Source organism: Parapedobacter deserti (assembly GCF_042646065.1).
Classification (GTDB): domain Bacteria; phylum Bacteroidota; class Bacteroidia; order Sphingobacteriales; family Sphingobacteriaceae; genus Parapedobacter; species Parapedobacter deserti.
The window spans coordinates 274,516-295,265 of the sequence record NZ_JBHRTA010000038.1; the positions used below are offsets into that span (position 1 = coordinate 274,516).

The 20,750-nt window shown below is 52.0% G+C and carries 15 protein-coding genes; 11 read left to right on the forward strand and 4 right to left on the reverse strand.

Going from position 1 to position 20,750, the window contains the following annotated elements; genetic code table 11:
• Complete coding sequence (locus ACFOET_RS13855) at positions 1 to 396, reverse strand: group III truncated hemoglobin (protein WP_379023636.1); 396 nt, start codon at positions 394 to 396, stop codon at positions 1 to 3.
• A gap of 97 nt (positions 397 to 493) precedes the next feature.
• Between ACFOET_RS13855 and ACFOET_RS13860 the strand changes: the two genes are divergently transcribed.
• The 4 genes from ACFOET_RS13860 to ACFOET_RS13875 all read left to right on the forward strand — a co-directional run bounded on the left by ACFOET_RS13860 (position 494) and on the right by ACFOET_RS13875 (position 5,383).
• Positions 494 to 1,684, forward strand: coding sequence for a trans-sulfuration enzyme family protein (locus ACFOET_RS13860; RefSeq protein WP_379023638.1), 1,191 nt, complete (start codon positions 494 to 496; stop codon positions 1,682 to 1,684).
• 54 nt (positions 1,685 to 1,738) lie between these two features.
• Positions 1,739 to 2,731 (forward strand): PfkB family carbohydrate kinase, encoded by a 993-nt coding sequence (locus ACFOET_RS13865; RefSeq protein WP_379023640.1) that lies wholly within the window; start codon positions 1,739 to 1,741, stop codon positions 2,729 to 2,731.
• A gap of 51 nt (positions 2,732 to 2,782) precedes the next feature.
• Positions 2,783 to 3,439, forward strand: coding sequence for a beta/alpha barrel domain-containing protein (locus ACFOET_RS13870; RefSeq protein ID WP_379023642.1), 657 nt, complete (start codon positions 2,783 to 2,785; stop codon positions 3,437 to 3,439).
• Between the two features lie 114 nt (positions 3,440 to 3,553).
• Positions 3,554 to 5,383, forward strand: coding sequence for a beta-N-acetylhexosaminidase (locus ACFOET_RS13875; RefSeq protein ID WP_379023644.1), 1,830 nt, complete (start codon positions 3,554 to 3,556; stop codon positions 5,381 to 5,383).
• A 5-nt stretch (positions 5,384 to 5,388) separates the two neighbouring features.
• On the opposite strand, the gene ACFOET_RS13880 is transcribed toward ACFOET_RS13875, so the two are convergent.
• Positions 5,389 to 6,069, reverse strand: a complete 681-nt coding sequence (locus tag ACFOET_RS13880) for a hypothetical protein (RefSeq protein WP_379023646.1) — start codon at positions 6,067 to 6,069, stop codon at positions 5,389 to 5,391.
• A gap of 169 nt (positions 6,070 to 6,238) precedes the next feature.
• Positions 6,239 to 6,577, reverse strand: coding sequence for a PadR family transcriptional regulator (locus ACFOET_RS13885; protein ID WP_379023648.1), 339 nt, complete (start codon positions 6,575 to 6,577; stop codon positions 6,239 to 6,241).
• A gap of 174 nt (positions 6,578 to 6,751) precedes the next feature.
• Between ACFOET_RS13885 and ACFOET_RS13890 the strand changes: the two genes are divergently transcribed.
• Genes ACFOET_RS13890 through pgl form a run of 3 tightly spaced genes read left to right on the forward strand, consistent with a single transcriptional unit; the run spans position 6,752 to position 9,472 of the window.
• Positions 6,752 to 7,222 (forward strand): RpiB/LacA/LacB family sugar-phosphate isomerase, encoded by a 471-nt coding sequence (locus ACFOET_RS13890; RefSeq protein ID WP_379023650.1) that lies wholly within the window; start codon positions 6,752 to 6,754, stop codon positions 7,220 to 7,222.
• A 29-nt stretch (positions 7,223 to 7,251) separates the two neighbouring features.
• Positions 7,252 to 8,754, forward strand: a complete 1,503-nt coding sequence (zwf, locus tag ACFOET_RS13895; RefSeq protein WP_379023652.1) for a glucose-6-phosphate dehydrogenase — start codon at positions 7,252 to 7,254, stop codon at positions 8,752 to 8,754.
• 1 nt (position 8,755) lies between these two features.
• On the forward strand, positions 8,756 to 9,472 hold the full coding sequence (pgl, locus tag ACFOET_RS13900) for a 6-phosphogluconolactonase (protein WP_379023654.1): 717 nt from the start codon (positions 8,756 to 8,758) through the stop codon (positions 9,470 to 9,472).
• A gap of 19 nt (positions 9,473 to 9,491) precedes the next feature.
• Here the strand turns inward: pgl and ACFOET_RS13905 are convergent, their stop codons facing one another.
• A complete protein-coding gene (locus tag ACFOET_RS13905) occupies positions 9,492 to 12,878 on the reverse strand; it encodes a HEAT repeat domain-containing protein (RefSeq protein ID WP_379023656.1) in 3,387 nt (1,128 codons plus the stop codon).
• A 128-nt stretch (positions 12,879 to 13,006) separates the two neighbouring features.
• On the opposite strand from ACFOET_RS13905, the gene ACFOET_RS13910 reads away from it, so the two are divergent.
• From ACFOET_RS13910 to ACFOET_RS13925, 4 genes are all read left to right on the forward strand, one after another.
• Positions 13,007 to 13,579 (forward strand): helix-turn-helix domain-containing protein, encoded by a 573-nt coding sequence (locus tag ACFOET_RS13910; RefSeq protein ID WP_379023658.1) that lies wholly within the window; start codon positions 13,007 to 13,009, stop codon positions 13,577 to 13,579.
• 342 nt (positions 13,580 to 13,921) lie between these two features.
• Entirely contained in the window at positions 13,922 to 16,324 is a 2,403-nt protein-coding gene (locus ACFOET_RS13915) for a TonB-dependent receptor plug domain-containing protein (RefSeq protein WP_379023660.1), read from the forward strand.
• Positions 16,325 to 16,344: 20 nt separating this feature from the next.
• Positions 16,345 to 17,637 carry a RagB/SusD family nutrient uptake outer membrane protein gene (locus ACFOET_RS13920; protein ID WP_379023662.1) on the forward strand — a complete coding sequence of 431 codons (1,293 nt, stop codon included), beginning with the start codon at positions 16,345 to 16,347 and terminating at the stop codon, positions 17,635 to 17,637.
• 28 nt (positions 17,638 to 17,665) lie between these two features.
• The gene (locus ACFOET_RS13925; RefSeq protein WP_379023664.1) at positions 17,666 to 20,734 is read left to right on the forward strand and encodes a SusC/RagA family TonB-linked outer membrane protein; all 3,069 of its coding nucleotides are present in this window, start codon (positions 17,666 to 17,668) and stop codon (positions 20,732 to 20,734) included.
• The last annotated feature ends 16 nt before the right edge of the window (positions 20,735 to 20,750 follow it).

A 20,750-nucleotide genomic window follows, 5' to 3' on the forward strand; every position in this document is an offset into this window, starting at 1 on the left:
CTATGTTAGCGGTTTTGACGTGCTGCTTCGGTAAAAGTTGATTTTAGAAAGGAACATAACGGCCATTTTTTCGCCTCGCCATTTTGCCTCCTCCGCTTTTTCACCCTCGAAAAATCGATCTACGGTACTGCACCACAGGCCAAGCCAGGCATCGAAATGCCGCTTTTCCACCGGCAGCTCGGCGTGTGGCGGGAACGGCCGGCCAAGATAGGTGTGCTCACCGAAAAGGGCAGTCTGCCAGAAACGGTACATCTTTTGAAGGTGTTCGGGCCATCGGTTGCCGATTACCCCTTCGAAAATCGGGCCGATCAATTGGTCCCTCCGCACGTTGCCGTAAAATGTGTCCACAAGCAGGCGGATATCGTCTATCGTTGTGATGTCCTTCTTTTTGTCCATTGCTACCAATGTAACGATAATCCTGTTTTTATCCAAATTTTTCGTGCGTATGCCACACCATCTCCTTACCTTTATCCATACAAATTTAAAAAAAAGCATGAGCCATATTGAAACGGATTTGATCCATTCGGGTAAAACATTCAATAACACCCCTGCTGTTGTTCCGCCAATATACCAGACAGCCACATACTATGCAGCTGACAATGCGGTGGACTACGCTAAGGCGGCGACGGAGGCGCGCCACCCCTATTTTTACCACCGCCACGGTAATCCGGTGAGCAGTCAGACGGCGGAGCTTATTGCCAGGCTTGAAGGTACCGAAGCCGCACTGCTGACCGCTACGGGGATGGCGGCAATTAGCACTGCGGTCTTGTCTGTAGTAAAAGCTGGCGACCATGTGGTGGCTCAGCATTCGCATTACTCCGCGGCAAATATATTGCTGAAAGAACTCTTGCCGCAATTTGGCGTGGAAGTGTCTTTTGCCGATCAATCTGATAATGCATCCTTTGACAAAGCAATAAAGGCTAACACGACGCTGATTTATCTGGAAACTCCTTCCAATCCGAATCTCGCGCTTACTGATCTTGCCTATGTTGGGGCGTTGGCACAGAAAGCAGGGATTACCACTGTTTGCGATAATACGTTTGCGTCTCCCATTAACCAGCGGCCGGGCGATTTCGGCATTGACATCGTCGTGCACAGCGCCACCAAATATCTTGGCGGGCACAGCGACCTCACCGCCGGCGTGATTTGTGGCAGCCAGGCGGTGGTGGATAAAGCTTGGAAAAAACTGCTATCGTTGGGTGGTGCGCTCGCACCCTTTGATTCTTGGCTGCTGCTGCGGGGATTGCGAACCCTTTCCCTCCGCGTAAGGCAAATCAATGAAAATGCGTTGGCTTTGGCCCGGTGGTTTGAAAAGCAGCCGCTCGTTAAACGCGTCTTGCATTGCGGCCTGCCCTCACATCCGCAGCACGGGTTAGCCAAGCAGCAGATGCGCGGTTTTACGGGCATGCTGTGCGTAGAGATAGACGGGGAGGATGAACAAGAACAATTCGCTCGTGCACAGACCGTACTGAACCACCTCCGTATTTTTGCAAATGCCGCAAGCTTAGGCGGAGTGGAGTCATTGGCGGTGCACCCTGCTAGCATGTGGGGAATGCACCATTCACCCGAGCAGAAACAGAAGGCAGGCATCAACGATGGCATGTTGCGTATTTCCGTGGGGATAGAACATATCGAAGACCTGATTGCAGACTTCGAGCAAGCCCTTGCCAAATGCAGTGATTAGCAAAAAACAAATTTGCGCAGAAATGAAACCGCAATAGTTGTATTTTAGCAGACCATGACTAAACATAAGATACTTTCATTCGGCGAATTGTTGCTTCGGATGAGTTCATCGGGGGAGTCCTTCCTGGGGGAACACAATCAAGTGACGGTTTTTCCGGGCGGATCTGAAGCCAACGTCGCAGCATCCCTGGGGCAATGGGGCGTTGCATGCAGTTACTTGAGCCGTATACCCGATAACGAATTGGCGGCACAGGCGCTGTCAACACTGCGGAGTCTTGGCGTAGACGTATCGCCGATAATAATGAATGGCGACCGGCTGGGATTATATTTTTTGCTTTCAGCCAACGGGCTGAGCAAGGGTGAGGTAGTATACGACCGGCACTATTCGGCCTTCAGCCAGTTGAAGCGGGGCAGCATTGATTGGGACAAGGTGCTTGAAGGCTATAGTTGGTTTCATTGGAGCGCGCTCACTCCAGCTTTGAATGCTGAGCTGGCAGCGGTTTGCAGCGAGGCACTGGAGGCAGCACACAGGAAAGGGCTTACCGTCTCGGTTGACCTCAACTATCGAAGTAAATTGTGGAACTACGGAAAGCAGCCTATCGAGGTGATGCCCGCTTTGCTTCAGTATTGTGACGTCGTAATGGGTAATATTTGGGCGGCCAACAAAATGCTCGGTACCGCTGTACTGGAAACGTTGTCAAGGGACACAGCACCCGCGGTATACTTCGAGCACGCTAAGGAGTCTGCGCATGCAGTGTTCGAATTGCTGCCCCGATGCAAACACATCGCTTACACGTTCCGGTTCATGGATTCGGCAACCCACAACCTCCTTTACGGTACTTATCATATGAGGGAAGGTGATTTTATGTCTGCGGTCAATGAAACGAATCAAGTGATCGATCGCATCGGTAGCGGTGACGCTTTTATGGCAGGACTGATTTATGCGTTGGTCAATGAACGATCCGCACAGGAAGTTATTGACACCGCCACGGCTGCTGGATTCAAGAAGCTGTTTGTCAGGGGCGACTTTGGAAACGGAGATTTATAAAGGAAGGGTCCGGACACCGAAAATTATTAGCTCAAATCTCACATTTCAAAAATGGAAAAAACACTTGACCACATATCAAGGTACCCAGCGCTACCAGTATATTATAATGACGACATTCAAACATGCACCGAAGTCGTAAACGCCTGCTATCACGGCGGCATCCGCGTTTTTGAGTTCGTGAACCGCGGTGATAAAGCACCGGAAAATTTTTCGAGGCTGTTGGCTTATCAAAAAGAACATTGGCCTGACCTGCTGCTCGGAATTGGCACCATCAAAACCGCTGCAATGGCTAAGGTGTTCATTGAGCTTGGTGCCCGGTTTATTGTGAGCCCCGTGGTCAAGGCGGAAATAGCAGAGGAAACTTTGCGACGAGGAATCTTATGGGTGCCGGGATGTATGACACCTACAGAAATAAGCATGGCCGAGGATTTGGGAGCGCCTTTGGTGAAGCTGTTCCCCGGTGATGCCTTGGGGACGGGATTCCTAAAAGCCATCAAGCCGCTTTTTCCCGGTATGCGGTTTATGCCAACGGGCGGGGTAAACCCTACATCCGAAAGCATCAGGGGATGGCTTGACGCTGGAGTCAGTGCAGTGGGGCTTGGCTCTAAGCTGTTCGCTGCACCGGAAGGCGCTTCGGGTTATAGTTGGCTACAGGAACGATGCCGCGAGCTGATGGAATGGGTGGCCGGCTACAATGAGCAGCGGTAGCACTTGGCTTACCCCCCTCAATCTCCGTTGCCCGATTTTTTTGAAAATCCCACAATCGATTGCGCTGATTGAATATGGAATCCGTTGCCTATGTTTGCAGGATACACACTAATTATGAGCAGACTGACTATATTATTATTCATTATTGCCGCCCTATCGCAGTCTTTCAAAATACAGGCTCAGGAGCGACAGTTTTCCATTATTCCTCAACCGCAACAGCTAGAACCGCAGCACGGTGCGTTTTCATTTCGGAAGACGACCACTATCCGGTTGGATAACAGTAATGGAGAGTTGCGCGCATTGGGCGAGCTGCTCGCGCAAGGTTTATATGAACGTACCGGAATACGTCCGCGCATAATATCCGGTGGTGGGGGTAATAATACAATTACACTGCGACTGGCTCAGGACACGCTTGGCGATGAAGGCTATCGCCTTAAGGTAGATAAGGGCGGAATCATGGCGCAGGCCGCAAAAGCCAATGGCTTGTTCTACGCCATACAGACTATTTACCAGCTTATGCCTACGGGGAATCCGGTGGCTAAGGTGTCCATCCCTGCTGTGGACATTGTGGACAAACCCCGGTTCGGTTGGCGGGGCCTAATGCTTGACGTGGGCCGATACTTCTACTCGGTAGACTACATCAAGAAATACATCGACTATCTGGCCATGCATAAAATGAATGTGTTTCACTGGCATTTGGTGGAAGACCATGGCTGGCGCATAGAGATCAAAAAATATCCGAGGCTGACCGACGTGAGCGCCTGGCGACCGAGCACAAATTTTCAACGAGGGCCCTATATTACCCATAACCCACACGGTGGCTTTTATACCCATGATGACATCAGGGAAGTCGTTGCCTACGCACAATCGAAATATGTCACCGTCGTACCCGAGATCGAACTTCCGGGCCACGTGCTTTCCGCGTTGGTGGCTTATCCCGAGCTATCATGTACGGGCGGACCTTTTGCTATCCCTGAGCAGTGGGCTATTCAGCAAGACATTTATTGCGCCGGCAAAGAGGGAGTATTTACTTTTCTGGAGGGGGTGCTCTCAGAAGTAGTCGAACTGTTCCCAAGCGAAATCATCCACATCGGGGGTGATGAAGCCCCTAAAGACAGGTGGAAAGCCTGTCCGCATTGCCAAAAACGTATTAAGGATGAGGGGCTGAAGGATGAACATGAGCTGCAGAGCTATTTCATTACACGTATCGAGAAGTTTTTGAACAGTAAAGGTAAGCGCATTATCGGGTGGGATGAGATATTGGAGGGCGGTTTGGCACCGAACGCGGCAGTAATGTCGTGGCGGGGCATTAAAGGGGGGATTGAGGCCGCACGGATGCATCATCCGGTGGTGATGAGCCCCACCACACATATGTACCTCGACTATTTCCAAGGCGAGCCCTACCACGAACCCAATGCTATAGGCGGTCACTTGCCGCTCCGCAAGGTGTATTCCTTTGAGCCCATACCGGAAGAATTGGTCGGCAGGGAAAGGGATTTCATTCTGGGTGTGCAGGGCAATGTTTGGTGCGAATATATCCACTCGCCAGATAAGGCCGACTACATGACCTATCCCCGCGGTGCAGCCGTTGCCGAAATCGGGTGGAGCAGTCCCGAAAATAAAAACTGGGAAGATTTTATCCGACGGATGGAAACCCAGTACGTACGCTATGAGCGGGCGGGCATCAACTATGCCAAGAGTGCCTACCAGGTGTATTTCGAGGTGGAAGACAACGTGGCGGGCAACACGTCCAAAGTAATGCTAAAAACGGACAGTTACCAGCCGGAAATCCGTTATACAATGGATGGCAGTGAGCCATCATCCGGTTCGCCGCGTTATAACGGACCGTTTGAAGTGCCTGAACATACCACGGTGCGGGCAGCCACATTTAAAGAAGGTCAGCGGGTCAGTCCGGTCAGTATATATTCGATCGCACATTTTTGAAGAGCCTAACTGATCTGATTATCTGCAAGGACACCGTATTGCGCTTCCAATTCTTGGCACTTCGATAATGCAAATGTTTGCAGGCGAAAGACAGCTACGAAAAGAAAGCAAAGACCTAAGCAAAGAATGCTGAACATGACAGCCCATTCCCAGGTTTGGGAGGTGTGATGCCCGAGCTGGAGCCAGTATTGAAAAGCGATCGTAGGAACAAAAGCATATGCGCTCACACCCCGCATCACCATCATTTTGCGGTACCGCTTTTTCATCCGGAGGTGGTTAGTGCAAACCACGATGGAACCCATTATATTTAACAATGCGCAAGCAGTGAGCAAGGGGGTGGATGGTGCCATCAGAAACAGATAAAACAACAGTATACCAAAGCCAATGGGTAAGATAACAGAAGGGAAGCTGATCCAGCGTCGAAATTCCTGAATAATAACTCCACGATATTTCCGGTTAAGGGATTTGGCCATGGCTTCTTCCAATGTGCTAAAGCCGAAGATGCCGAACTCAGCATGTGTTTGTTTCAATGCCTGTTCAAAAGTCAAACTTGGGTTTTCAGTCAGCTTGTCCTCGATGCGGCAGGCTACATGGTCGATGATTTCCATTTGGAGGTCCATGGCGGTGAAGCCGCGTTTGCTGATGAATGTCTTGATTTGATCGAGATGTGCTGGGGTTAGAGTCATCAGTTGTTAACTTAGTAGATAATGGATCTCCGGTAACTCGCGTTGACGATCTTATCGGATGATGCGATAGAAGCGGCATCTGCAAAAATAAAAGGTAGCAAAGTGGTGGCATTGATATCACAGCTGATACGATTATGTGCCATGTGTTAGCGTAAAACCATTAAGGTGCTCATGAGATTGACGGTTTAAGGTTCAGCACCAGCTGCAGCTTTTCCATAAACGTTGCGGCTTCGCTCATTTTTTCCTTTACCTCTCCTTTACCCTTAGCAGATAATGTATAGTATTTACGGACACGGCCGCCCACCAGTTCGGTGCTGGTATCTAATAAGCCCTCAGCTTCAAGTTTATGCAAAGCAGGGTACAAGGCGCCCTCGGTAAGTTTAAACTCACCATTGCTCAGTTCCTTCACCTTTTGGGTGATTTCGTAACCGTACATCTTGTCGTGGTCTTCCAGCAATTTCAGAATAATGGTCTGCAGTGTGCCCTTCAATAATGTCGCCGAACTCATGAGGCAAATATACATAATTTTTCGATATACATAAGAAAACTATGTATAAGATTGTGGGTAACTGGCTTAGAAAATTGCATTAAGTTTGGTGTGCAACTATTTTTTTGGCTATCTTCATCGCCTGTTTGACGGTCATAAACCGGGCAAACATCGTGTAATAAGCTATCACAGCATATGAAGATAGGCATCGCGGCGGATCATGCCGGTTTTGAACAGAAAAAGCAGTTGCTGGTTGAACTTGCCGGGGCAGGTTTTAATGCGCAAGACTATGGCGCAACTACGTATGATTCGGCAGACGACTATCCCGATATCATTGTCCCATTGGCGCGCGCGCTGGTCAACCGTGAGGTCGACCGCGGCATCGCGGTTTGTGGCAGTGGCGTAGGCGTATCGATTGCGGCCAATAAATTTCCCGGTGTGCGAGCAGCCTTGATTACAGATACCTATTCAGCGCATCAGGGCGTAGAGCATGACGACATGAACCTGCTGTGTATCGGTGGGCGGGTCGTCGGACCGAAGCTGATGTGGGAGCTGGTAATGGCGTTCCTCAAGGCAGAATACGACGGGGGAGAGCGATTCGAACGGCGGCTGCAGAAAGTCATCGCGCTGGAGCGGCAAGCAGCGATGGGCTACCAAACTAAGTAATTGTACATTAAACGAGCAGCTAATATTTCATGAAATCAGGCAAAAAAATCGCGCCCACCGTTATCGTAATCTTCGGTGGTACGGGCGATCTCACCAAGAGAAAACTGATCCCGGCATTTTACAACCTTTATATTGATGGTTGGATGCCTGACAAATTTGCGGTGATCGGTCTCGGACGGACCAAGCTCAGCGATGAAAGCTATAAAGACCACTTGTATGACGGGTTGGTTGAATTTTCAAGGAAAGGAAGGCCGGATGATGCACAGTGGCAGCAGTTTAACACGGCGATCTCCTATTTCGAATCCAACATCAACGATGACGCCGCCTATGCAGGGCTGGCGGCGAAGCTTGAAGCATTTGATGAAGCATGGGGCGTCCGGGCCAACAGGTTATTTTACTTATCCATTGCACCGCAATTTATCGAAGCGGCAACGGTGCACATCAATAAATATAACCTGGCGAATGTGCCCGCGTCAGATCGTATTATCATTGAAAAGCCTTTCGGCTACAATATGGAAACGGCGATAGCGCTCAATAGATTGCTTGCGCAGACTTTTCAGGAAGAGCAGATTTATCGCATAGACCACTACCTGGGCAAAGAGACTGTGCAGAATATTCTTGCATTCCGGTTTGCCAATGCGCTTTTCGAGCCGCTGTGGAACCGTAACTATATAGATTACATCCAGATTACGGTAGCTGAGCAGGTAGGCGTGGAGGACCGCGGGGCCTATTACGAACATTCGGGCGCGCTGCGCGATATGATACAAAACCACCTGTTGCAGGTATTGTGCATGATTGCGATGGAACCGCCCATTTCCTTTCAGGCCGAGGAAATCCGCAACCGCAAGGCCGATGTGATGCGGGCTATTCGGCGATTGCGACCTGAGGAAGTACACAAATTTTCCGTCCGTGGCCAATATGGCCCGGGTTGGATCGGCGGCAAGCAAGTCCCGGGATACCGCGAAGAAACGGGGGTAGACCCCAAGTCGAACACTGAGACCTACGCCGCCGTGCAGTTATACATTGACAATTGGCGGTGGCAGGGTGTACCGATCTACCTGCGTACGGGCAAGCGCATGCAGGAGAAGACCTCGTCGATTACCATCCAGTTCAGGCCGGTGCCACATTCCACTTTTTCGCCCACGCAGGCGGGCAACCTGATGCCAAATCGGCTAACGATCAATATTCAGCCAACCATGGATATACGGCTTCGGTTTACCGCGAAAAAGCAGGGGCTGGAGATGAGCCTCAATCCCGCAGAAATGGTGTTTGATTACGACACATGCTCCACGCAGACCCCCGAAGCGTATGAAACGCTTTTACTGGATGCTATGCGTGGCGATGCCACGCTATATATGCGCTCGGATCAGGTTGAAGAAGCGTGGGATGTAATCACTCCGATTCTGGAATCTTGGGAGAGCAGGGATTCACTGGATTTTCCCAATTACGCTGCGGGGACGTGGGGACCGGAGAGTGCCGAGGCACTGATTGCTCGGCAGGGACATGTCTGGGCATTAAATCTACATACATAGCATGGTTAGGAAGTTCAATGAGTTAAATCAACTTAACGAAGCAGCTGCTGAGTTATTCATACAGACGGCGAGCGACGCCATCGCCCGGCAAGGTCATTTTACCGTAGCATTGACCGGAGGATCTTCCCCCCTTGGGCTATATCAATTACTGGCCACGCCGCCATATCGCGAGCGGGTTCAATGGAAGCAGGTATATGTGTTTTGGGGTGATGAGCGCTGGGTGCCGTTGGATGACGAACGCAGCAATGCGCGCATGGCCTTCGAGACACTGTTGGAGCACGTTCCGGTTCCGGAAGAGCAAATTTTCCCGATGTGGGCCGAGGGGATTTCACCCGACGAGTTTGCCCGCGAATACGAGCAGTCGCTCAGGCTTCATCTCCATCCTGACGGGCGTTTCGACCTCATCCTGCTGGGTATGGGCGGTGATGGCCACACGGCATCGTGGTTTCCGCATACGGCAGTGTTGCATGAACGGAACAAATGGGTCGTTGGCTACTACCTTGAGCCGCAGGAAATGCACCGAATCACGCTCACCGTCCCGGTAATCAACCGCGCAAGGCACATCGCTGTTATCGCTTACGGGCAGAATAAGGCGGATGCGTTGTATGAAGTACTGGAAGGCCAACGCAACGTTGAGCAATATCCTGCCCAGCTCATTAGTCCGACGGATGGACAGGTGGTATGGTTTGTCGACGATGCTGCTGCCGCAAAAATATAAGCAAAGCCCAGCGACGTCCTCAATCGTCTTCGGTCAGCGTGGCCAGAAAGCTTACGACATCCCGTATTTCGCGTTTCGTTAGTATCCCTTTCATATCCAGCATGCTTGACGGCGAGAAGGTCTTTTTTGCAATCTGATTCTGCGGAATCAGCTGATCGCCATCTTGGCCTTTTCTGATTTTGACGCCTCGTTCGTCTTCGCCCTGGAAAATACCCGAAATGCTTTGCCCATCTTTCAACTCAAGCATTACGATGCCATAACCGGGAGCAATGCGTTTACTGGGTTCGATAAGGGCTTCAAGCAATTGCTCTCGCGACAGCTTCTTGCCGATGCCGTTCAAGCGGGGGCCTGCGTTGCTGCCTCGGTCATCATAGGTGTGGCATTTCATGCATTGCGCTTGTTGGTGCTGGAAAAAAATGCGTCGACCGGTTTCAGGATTGCCCCCTTGTAAGCTGCTTGCGAAGGACGCCAGCAGCTCATCAGGTGATAGACCCTGGCTGATGGCCCGGTACCGCGCATTAAGGGTTTCCGATCGAGTGCTGTCTATCGCCTCGCCCAATTCAAGGTAAACATCCGAACTTAGCCGGCCGCTTTCCATCTCATCCAACAGCCTGTCGAATAGCTGGCTGGAGTTTTCGAGTGGTAGTTTGCCAAGCGTAACGATGGCAGCTTGCTTCTCTTCCACCGTCTTTGTGCTGATAACATCGGCAAGCAGATCAACCATGATTGGGTGGGAGATTGTCATATTTTCCAACAAATCAAGCCCCGCCACACGCACGGATTTCTCACGGTCGGCAAGTGCCAGTCTGATGGCTTCTTCCTGATCGGGGTCTTTCAGCATCACGATTGCCTTTAGGCATTCCACACGCATATCGGGCGCTTTGTCCTGCTTCAGTCCTGAAAGCAGAGCAGGCGCCGCCTGTTTTATCTGTAGTTTGCCGATGGCTTTGGCGGCGCTGAGCCGTACAGCAAGTTCACGATCGGTAAGCAGGCCGGTAAAGACATTGGCCGTTTGGTTTTTCAGTTCGGTTTCATTACGTGTGATTCTTCCTCTGTATCGGCCGTCTACACGGTCCAGCACAGACGGCTTAGCCCACGTACTCAGGGCGTCAACGGCTTCCTTGCGCATCGGACCAGGTAGGTTACTGTTTTGCGCATAGCGGATAAGGTTTTCCAGGTTTTCTGGTTCTCCTACGCGTAGGTTGGCATTTATTGCCCGGCGAGTCAACGCTTCATTGGTAAATGGCGTTTTATTGAGCAGGTCGGCTAGCGCAGGCAGCGCATCTTCGATAGACTGGTCGTCGTTTATGGCACGTGCGGCCTCTGTTACGATATATTCATCCTGATCGTGGAGGAATTGCGCCACACCGGGGTGCTCCATCCGTCGCAGTGCGACGACGGCTGCAATGCGCAGTGCCCGTGACGGGTTGCCGGCGAGTGCCGCGATTGGCTCTGCGATGCCAATACGGGATAAGGCAAGTGCACCGGCATGCCTTAAGTAGGCGTCTTCGTCGTCATTAGCTTCCAACATGGCGATGATTGGTGTGATTGCTGGTTCATAACGGATGCGCCCCAGCGCTTCAGCCGCGAAAAAACGCGTTCTGCTGTCTGCGTCGGTTAATAGTGGGAGCAGGTCGGCTCCCGCATCTACATATCGGATGTCGCCCAGCCATTTAGCGGCTTGCGCCCGTATCTCTGGGTCGTTGTCGTTCAGCAAGGGCAGCAATGCCGTGGCAAATCTCCCGTTTTTCCGGGCTAATTGGCTGATGCCCCAGATGGCGTGAACACGTGCCAACTGATGGTCGGTCTGCGCGAGGGCTTGCCGGAAGATTTCCATGCCTTTTTCGCCGCGCTTGGCCAGCGCAAATTGGGCTTTTTGCCGGATACGCATATCTTCATGCCGGAGAAGATTACCCAATGCTGTGATCTCCGTTTTATCAAAATCGGCGGCAAGCAATGTTTTAACTTCTTGGCGGATGGTGCTGTTTGCAGCACGCTCATCGTCCATCTTCCAGATCCGACCATAGTCGTGTGTGCCCCAACCGTCTATCCAGTCCGCTACATACAATGCGCCATCCGGCCCGAAATCGAGGCCAGTGGCCAATATACCGCCCAGTACTTTTTTATGCTCACCCAATTCAAATGTTGCGCCCTTGGGTTTCAGCTTGAAGCTGTGTATTCCGGAATTGGATGGGCTGCCCACAAATTCCGCTACAAAAAATGTATTCTTATACGCCGGACCTAACGCCGTGCCGGGGTTGTAAACCAAGCCGGCAGGGCCGCTTACAAAGTTGCTTATACAAGGCGTGATGTATGCCGCTTGACCATCAAAGCGTGGCAGGTACATTTTTTCGTCCATCCACACCTTATAACTATTGTTGTTGGGGTCGCGGTATTTTCCGTATTGCCAGTTGCTGCGCCATCCGGCGTCTGAGCCATTTACGATATATACCAGTCGCTCCTTTTCACCGGGATGGTCGCCGTCGTTATCTTCGCTGATGATATTGCCGTACTCGTCAAATACAAATTGATGCGTGTTTCTCAGGCCATGGGCAAAGATTTCAAAGTCACTGCCATCAGGGTTGGACCGTGCGATTACCCCGCAATTGGGGTATTCCCATTTTTTTCCATCGGGCCCGGTGCCGTTGAATCCGATATCACCGATTTGCCAATACAGGCGGCCGTCCGGCCCCATTTTAACGCCGGACATGCCGTGGCCGCTAAAGCCGATATGTATGCCATAACCATGGGATATGGATTTTTTCACATCGGGAATGCCATCCCCATTTTTGTCGGTCAGTCGCCAGAGGTCGGGGGCCACGGCCACATACAGGTCGTTCCCATCGGCAAATACGCCTCCAGCCACGTCGGTGACTTCGTCGTGGAAATCATCAACCACCAATTGCGATCGATCCGCCACCCCATCCCCGGAAATGTCTTCAACACGGTATACCTTTTCCCGCTCTACCGTCAGGTCGCGCCAGTCGTGCGAGCCATCGCCGTTCATGTCCGGCAACCATGTGTTGCGCGCACTGTTTTCCGGAGCCAATTCGGTGCGTAAGAATTTCCGGCGGTCCTCCACGGTCTGCAAGCTTATCGAGCGTATTTCCCAATCGCGGTGGCCCCGGATGTCAAATTCCGAGTTTTTTTGCCGGTCTGTCGTCGTATAGAACAACCTGCCATGGTCGTCAATATGAATGGCAATGGGCGAGATCACCAACGAATCGATTCCCCAGAGTTTAAGCGTAAGACTGCTGTCAAGCTCTGCCTTTACGCGTTTCTCGATATCGGCCGCCAGCTGGGCGGTTACTGCCGGGTCCATTTCCTTATTAGGCAAATCGGCTTTTTTAGGTTGGCAGCTCAAAAATAACGTGATGGCAATTAGGATAATAATGGTTTTGTTCATAACAATCGTCAAGCTAACATTTACGGTGGATAGTGCCGTTAAATATAAGGAGGATTATGGAATCTGTAGGAGTAAATGGCCAATTTTGTTTTAAAATAGAATATCTTTGCCACATACAAATCAATCCAATGAAGGAAGATATCCTCATTCAGATCGCCAACAAAATCAGGGAACGCCGAAAAAGTAAGGGCATCACCGTGCAGGAACTGGCTGACCGGGCTTCTGTCAGCAAGGGGTTGATCTCTCAGATTGAAAACAGCCGTGCGGTACCGTCGTTAATCGTTTTGATCGACATCATCAAGGCGCTTGATATCGACTTGAACGGCTTTTTCAAGGAAATTGATACGGACAACGGCACGAAAACCGTGTTGGTCAAACGCCGCGATGAATACTATTACTTCGAAAAGGAGCAAGCCATCGGCTTCCGTTACCACCGGATTTTTACCAAGAACTTAGAGAAGTCGACCGTGGATATTGTGTTGCTGGAATTGGAACCCAATGCTAATCGCCCCATGGTAGAGACCGAAGCATTCGAATATAAATATGTCTTGTCCGGGGAGATCGAGTACCAGTTCGAACACGAGAACATCCGGTTGAGTGCCGGTGACTCGATGCTCTTTGACGGGCGTATCCCTCATACCCCGAAAAACATCGGCTCCTATAATGCCGTGATGCTGGTCATTTATTTTTTTGAGGACTAATGTTCTTTTAGAAAACTGGTCTCTGCCTCCGCTTTTCCGGCCTAAAGTACGCATGTTAACAGCTGCACTCCCCGCAGCTTTAATGATTATTTAATTCTTACTACCCATCAATTTAATAAACATCGTTTAATATTGCTTAACTTTTAAGTCACGAAGTTGATGAGCTCAATCGTGGACCTAAAGGCTCAAAATTGCAAAATAAATTGATGGGTGACTATTAATGGTTGATAACTAGGTAATGTGCAACTGATAATTTGGCGCCACACCGACGATCGTGGGCAGGTAAGCGAATGTTAATTATTTAGTATTGATAAACTAATGCGATTAAGAAATCATATGACTATGAAAGTGCCACGCAGAAGCGTCTGGATATTACTCATCAGCTTATTCTCTGCTTCGCCGCTTGCCGTCAGCGCCCAGGAACTATTGGTGATGGACAGTCTGGTAGTGTCAAACCGAAGCGGGTTGGAAAACACATTACAGGGAAATGTAGCGGGGCTGCGGGTAAAAAGCTGGTCAGGTACGCCTGGAACGCAGGCTATTATAAATATCCGTGGCTTGAGCTTGGACCCGACGGACGACTCCACGCTGCCGCTGATACTCATCAATGGGATACCGATCATTGCCGGCCCCTCGCCCGTCACGGCGATCAACCCGTTGAGCTACTATTCGCCTGAGCAGATAGAGCGGATTGAGGTGATCAAGTCCATTGATCAATTGGCAGCCTATGGGGTGCAGGCACCCAATGGAGCAATCAATATTGTAATGAAGGAAGGGACGGCCGGTCCGTTGCATGTACGGGCATCAGCGTTTGCGGGCGCTAACTTTTTGAGCGACTTCAATTACAGGAAAGATGCCTTTTATGATTTTAATACCATCGCCCGCCGCGAAGTGTATCGCAGCGGTTCCATGGTACAGGAGCAGCGTGTGTTGGTCGATGGTGGCGGGGATTTCGGATCGTATCTTTTCGGATTGGACAACCATCAGGACAAAGGCGGATTCAGATCGGCTACCTTTGGCCGCCAATCCCTATTCCTCAATGCCCGGTACAACATCACGCCAAAACTGGAAGCCCATTTCTACAACAATCTTGCGTTGGCCGACCGGAATGGACGCTATGCGGGGGAGTATGACCGCAGGCTACCCCTGTCGGTTATTGATGAGGAAACGGCTTTCATGGACAAAAAGCGGAACGTGGCGCTCCTCTCCACGATGGGCCTCACCTACCGATTTCATCCCAACCTGAGCATCCGTTCGTTGGCTGGCCTCTCCTACGAAGGCGCCAGCCGGGATACGTACATCCCGTCGGATATCCTCAACGGCAACATTTACGCATCGAGCGAGGCTTATAAGAGGCAATTGATTACCATCAACACATCATTGAACTACCGAACATCCCTTTCCGACCAGTGGAAGATGGACATGACACTGGGGCATGAACTCCGAAATACAGACAACCGGCTTACTTCCGTGGATGGGGGGCGCAGCCTCGAAAGCGGAGGCTCCAACTTCGTGAAGGTGGTAACCGGTTATAACGCCAACCAAACGGAGGCGCTGTCTGACCACAATGTGGAGCGCCTGCTCTCATTTTTCGGCGTTTGGAAATGGGATTACCGGGACGACCTGCAGTTGAACCTGACATTACGCACAGATGGAAGCTCGTTGTATGAACGCAAGTGGGGCCTTTATCCGGCATTGGGTTTTAGCTACCACTTGAAGAATGCATGGAATGTACCGTTAACAGTCAGTGCTTCGGCCGGCAAAACCGGCGTACTGAACCGGCCTGAAGCCTATCGGGGCGAGTTGATCGGTATGGGGGATTATTACAACGCCAACATGTTGGGAGTAGGACAGTTATATCCAGCATTCCGCGATGCCAAGAGTGCAGATGTGTACCAATTCGATGCCGGAGTGTCCTATGCGCTGACACCGTCGCTGACGCTCTCGGTAGACTACTTCAGCAAGACATATCAGGACTTTGCATACCTAAGGTATCTGCCAAATATCCAGGGAGTGGATTATCAATACGAAACCGGAGCAAAGCTCGGCCTGTCCGGCTTTGAATTTACACTGGATGGAAGGTGGGTGCAAACCGAACGGTTTTCCTGGTCGACCAACCTGAACCTGGCGGCCTATCGCAACCGGGTAAAAGAACTGCCTCAAGATCTCGCCAATACCAGTCTTTCGCACTTGGTAGCGTTGGGTACCGGCGACCCGATTACTTCGCTCATTGCCTATGAGGGAGGACAGCAGAAAGTGGTCGGCAACAGCGAGGCAACGCGCTTTGGCGGGTTTAGCAATTTCCTGTCGTTTGGAAATATAACCGCCAGCTTCACGCTTACCTATGCAGCAGGCGCCGATGTCATCGCCGAATCTTTCAGCAGCCGTTATGCCGTGGCGTCCATTGGGGGGGCGTTCCCGTTGAAGCAGGCGGAAACCCCCTATTATTTTATGGAAGGGGATGGGGTGAATGCCGTATACCAAGGCATCCGGACGATTGAAGACGGCAGTTTCATCCGATTGAGCCGGGCTGCGGTGGCCTATCGCTTGGGGTCGGTGCTGAAAAGCAGCCTGCCGTTGAGTGATGCAGAGCTGTTCGTTCGGGGAGATAACTTGCTGACCCTCTCGAAGTACGGCGGCATCAATCCGGAGGAAAATGTAGCGGGCATCCGGGCCTCAGACCTGCGCCATACCGGTACGCCGCTGCCGGCTGCCATTGTTTTGGGGCTCAAACTGGTGTTTTAAAGTCGGTTATGATGAATACAATGAAATACATGAAATTTTGGAGGCTTGTCCCCGCGGTCATGCTGGTATGTTCGTCCTGCGCAGATTACCTGACGTTAGAGCCGGACAACCGGACGGTCGAGGAAGGGTACTACGAATCGGCGAGACGGGTGGAACAAGCAGTAATCGGCTGTTATGTCGACCTTCGGAGAGCGTTGCTGAGTAATCATGCTTGGCTGATGTATGGGGAAGCCCGTGCCGGCGATTTGCTGGTAGAGGCAGCCTATTCGCCTTACGTGGTAAACCAAGCGCTTACTGCACCCGATTATCAGCTGATCCGGCTGACCGACTGGGGATATTTCTACGATGCAATCAAGCGCGCCAACGATGTGCTGGATATTGTGGATGCGGCAGATGCAGCAGTGCTATCTGCTGATCAGCGGAATCTATATAGGGGCGAAGCCTTAGCGGTCAAATCGCTGACCTATTTTTACCTGGCCAGGATATGGGGCGATGTTCCATCGGCAGAAGCGGATGATTTCGGTCAGCGGATAAGTGCTGTGGAAGCGGTTGAGCGGGCGGCAGTCTGGGCGCGTGAAGCTCAGGGGCTGCTGCCTTGGCGGTTGATGAACAACGATGGTATTGAGAGTGCAGCGCTCACGGCGATCCGGTTCAACAAAACCGCCGCCACGTTGCTGCTGGCACAGGAAGAACTGTGGCAGGGCAGGGGGCGGGAAGCCCATAACCTGCTCGAGCAAACCTTTACCGCGGATAACGTCGACAGCCTAGCGGGCTTCGGCCTATCCATGGGCACGGACAGGCGTGTGGACATCCCCAATGCCCCCCTGAGCGGCAGCATGGTGCGAATGTCCCTTGACCGGTTGAATGCCATTTATCCCGAAGGCGACGCGCGCCGAACCAACCTCCTTACGATCTCAGCAACGCAAGGTGCCGCGACGCTGATTGTGCCAGACCAGACGGTGCTGGAGTTGCTGAAGTTAGCCGAGTTGCCGCTATTGCAGGCCGAAGCGGCTTGGCGGGCCGGTTTTTTGGACAAAGCCCGCAATCACTTGGTGACAGCGGCGCAGGGAGCCACCGAAGATTACATCAACCTACCGGCACAGGCTTTTGCTGATGCCCTGCTGCTGGAGCGGCAGCGGTTGCTCGTGGGTACCGGACAGCGCTTTTTTGACCTGATGCGGTTTGGTCAGGTGAGCCGGAACATTCCCGCATTGGACGAACTCGCCGTGCAGAACGGGGCCGCTTATTGGCCGGTCTCTGCCCGCGGCATCAGTGGTAACTCATGGAGTCAGAACAGTTATTGGTCGCGTTAACCTAATAATAGTACAAAATTCAAATCTAATGAAGACAGTAATACAGGGCGTTTATTTTCTTCTTGTGGCCATGATGGTGCCGGCGTCGCTGCTGGCGCAACGATCGGTCACCGGCAAGGTTACCGATCCGCACGGGGTAGCGGTGGCGGGCGCGACCATAGGTGTGAAAGGTGCCACAGTCCGCACCATCACCGACGAGTCGGGCGGTTTCCGTATCCAGGCACAGACCGGCGATGTCCTTGTTTGCTCATTCGTCGGCTACATCACCCGTGAGGTAACCATAGGCAGCGAAACCGCATTGACCATCCGGCTGGAAACCGACAGCAAGCTGCTTGATGACGTCGTAGTGGTCGGTTATGGTTCGCAGTCACGCCAGAAAGTCACCGGCTCGGTTGCCACCGTCAAAATGGAAGAGCTGACCGAGACCCAAGCCGCTGAATCGTTCGAGTCGATGCTGCAGGGCCGGATTGCGGGGGTTAATATCCAACTGAATAACGGAGAACCGGGGGCTGCGCCTACCATCATTATCCGCGGGCTCGCTGCCGTAAGCCGCGACGACGCCTCGGCCGTTTCCGAACCGTTGTACGTAGTGGATGGGGTACCCATTATTGCGCGGACGAGCGACGAGTTTTCGATTACCAGCACCAATGTGCTGGCAGACCTCAACCCAAGTGACATCGAGGATATCACCGTGTTGAAGGATGCCTCCGCTGCGGCAATTTATGGCTCCCGGGCTGCAAATGGGGTCATACTCATCACTACCCGCAAAGGTAAGCGGGGCAAACCACAGATAGGCTTCAATGTCCGTACGGGTGTCAACTTTGTACCGCAGCTGCAGGATGTAGCCGGCGGGCAGAAGGAACGCGAGCAGGTGGCCCGCCTTTATGAATTATATGCCCCTTATGGTGTATTCATGCCTGCCATGTACACAGATATCACGAATCCGTTCTATAACAATTCGTCAGACTGGCAAGGGTACCTGTATAATACGGCCGTGACACAGGACTACAACGGTTCTGTACGCGGTGCGGGCGACTTCGGACAGTACAGCATCAGTACGGGATATATGGATAGCGAGGGCATCCTGTTTAACACAGGTTTCCAGCGCTACAGCCTGATGGCGGGCACCAGCTTCAACGCGCTGGACAACGCATTGGTTATCAATAATACGTTGGCCGTTTCGCGGACGGACCAAAGCCGAAACCCGGATGAACTTTCTGTCAACTATTCTTCCCTGCTGCCGCTCCCGAATAACCCAGTGGTCAAAGGGGCCGACGTGTACCGGCTGGGCCATGAGGCCAACCTCAATGACCGCATCCGCTTCAGCTCGGATGCCACGCTAAACGTCATCAAGAACCTAACCTATAAAGCAAGCCTAAGTTTGGAATACACACGGGCTGTACAGGATTCCGTAGCGACATCGCGGCGCACACTCTGGGCCGGCAACCAAAACGGCACCGGCGAAAACCGCAACCTGCTTTTTCAGAATACGCTGACTTATGCACCGACATTCGGCGATGGCCACGGCATCACGTTTCTCGTGGGGCAGAGCGTCGAGAAGCTGGAATCGAAGGTTACCAAGGTGAGCAGTGTGGCTGACGCCCCGACCTTATCGCAAACCGTCAACTGGCCAAGGGGCAACAGCATCGGGTCGAGCGACTATACCGCCAACACCATGTTGTCTTATTTCAGCCGGCTTGAATATGCCTACAAGCAGAAATACTTGCTGGGCGGCTCGCTGCGGGCAGACGGCTCATCCAAATTCGGAGCGGAAAACCGCTGGGGCATCTTCCCTTCGGTATCGGCAGGGTGGAACTTTTCCCAAGAGAAATGGCTCGCCGGAGCGGATTGGCTTTCCAGTGGAAAAATCCGTGGGAGCTACGGCATATCCGGCACTACTTGGAACAATGACTACCTCGCCCTGGGCATCATGGATGGGGGGGCGCTGGATCGGTATAACTCCCTGCTGGAAATCTCCTACGGCGGCATATCCGGATTTACGCCTACGTGGTACAATGGGTTCCGCAACGAGCACCTGACCTGGGTGAAGAGCCAGATGGGCAATATCGGGCTGGACTTGTCGCTGTTCAATAATAAGGTGGAGTTCATCTTCGACGCCTATGAGAAGCTGACCAAAGGCCTGCTGATGACGACGGCACTACCCACCACCTCGGGTTACAATGAAGTATACCGCAATGCCGCCGATGTCCTCAACCGCGGGTTGGAATTTACGCTCAACACCAACTTTGATACCCGCCGGGCCTTCAGCTGGAATACGGGACTCAATTTTGCTTACAACCAAAACCGCGTGGTGGCGCTGCCCGACGGCAATGCCGATATCATCAAAATCAGCACCTCAGGGCAAGACTTCGGCTCTATCGTCCGCACAGGCGCGCCGCTGAACGGCTTTTTCTTCTATGAGTCGCAGGGAGTTTACCAAACGGAAAGCGAAATTCCGGTTAACCCCAAGACAGGTGCCAAGCTGGCTGGCCTCCAAAACAAACGCCTCGCTGCGGGCGACCGTAATTTCCGCGATCAGAACGGTGACTATATCATTGATGTCAACGACCGCGTCTATGCTGGAAATCCCAATCCGCTGTGGACGGGCGGGTGGACCAACGTCTTCACGTACAAACGGTTTAGCCTGAATGTCATCTCGACGTTCGTGATTGGTCGGGATATCGTCAACACGGCGCTCCTCAACCGGTTGAGACTGGACAAGGACTTTGCCGGTTCTACCTCCCTGCCTAATTTCAATAACTATTCCATTTGGGAAAAAAGTGGCGATAACGCCAAATACCCGACACTCAACCCCTGGGGTGACGCCTCGCAGATCACCGCGCTTGATTCAGAATACGTCGAGGATGGATCGTATTTCAAAGTCAAGACCATTACGCTTTCGTATACCCTCGGACAGCGACTCTTAAGGCGCCTGCCTATGGACCGGGCACGGTTATACTGTACCATGGACAACGTAGCCACGTTCCAGCGGTACAGTGGGCCCGACGCGGAACTGGTAACGGTTGATGGATTTGACAATTCCGGTGGATACCCCATGCGGCGGATGCTGTTATTCGGTATCTCATTGGGATTATAATACAATAGCAAATAGT

Coding starts and splice junctions, on each gene's coding strand:
- zwf (WP_379023652.1), top strand. CDS start 7,252: ATGAAATCAGGCAAAAAAATCGCGCCCACCGTTATCGTAATCTTCGGT.
- ACFOET_RS13865 (WP_379023640.1), top strand. CDS start 1,739: ATGACTAAACATAAGATACTTTCATTCGGCGAATTGTTGCTTCGGATG.
- ACFOET_RS13870 (WP_379023642.1), top strand. CDS start 2,783: ATGGAAAAAACACTTGACCACATATCAAGGTACCCAGCGCTACCAGTA.
- ACFOET_RS13855 (WP_379023636.1), bottom strand. CDS start 396: ATGGACAAAAAGAAGGACATCACAACGATAGACGATATCCGCCTGCTT.
- pgl (WP_379023654.1), top strand. CDS start 8,756: ATGGTTAGGAAGTTCAATGAGTTAAATCAACTTAACGAAGCAGCTGCT.
- ACFOET_RS13890 (WP_379023650.1), top strand. CDS start 6,752: ATGAAGATAGGCATCGCGGCGGATCATGCCGGTTTTGAACAGAAAAAG.
- ACFOET_RS13875 (WP_379023644.1), top strand. CDS start 3,554: ATGAGCAGACTGACTATATTATTATTCATTATTGCCGCCCTATCGCAG.
- ACFOET_RS13925 (WP_379023664.1), top strand. CDS start 17,666: ATGAAGACAGTAATACAGGGCGTTTATTTTCTTCTTGTGGCCATGATG.
- ACFOET_RS13910 (WP_379023658.1), top strand. CDS start 13,007: ATGAAGGAAGATATCCTCATTCAGATCGCCAACAAAATCAGGGAACGC.
- ACFOET_RS13915 (WP_379023660.1), top strand. CDS start 13,922: ATGAAAGTGCCACGCAGAAGCGTCTGGATATTACTCATCAGCTTATTC.
- ACFOET_RS13920 (WP_379023662.1), top strand. CDS start 16,345: ATGAAATACATGAAATTTTGGAGGCTTGTCCCCGCGGTCATGCTGGTA.
- ACFOET_RS13885 (WP_379023648.1), bottom strand. CDS start 6,577: ATGAGTTCGGCGACATTATTGAAGGGCACACTGCAGACCATTATTCTG.
- ACFOET_RS13905 (WP_379023656.1), bottom strand. CDS start 12,878: ATGAACAAAACCATTATTATCCTAATTGCCATCACGTTATTTTTGAGC.
- ACFOET_RS13880 (WP_379023646.1), bottom strand. CDS start 6,069: ATGACTCTAACCCCAGCACATCTCGATCAAATCAAGACATTCATCAGC.
- ACFOET_RS13860 (WP_379023638.1), top strand. CDS start 494: ATGAGCCATATTGAAACGGATTTGATCCATTCGGGTAAAACATTCAAT.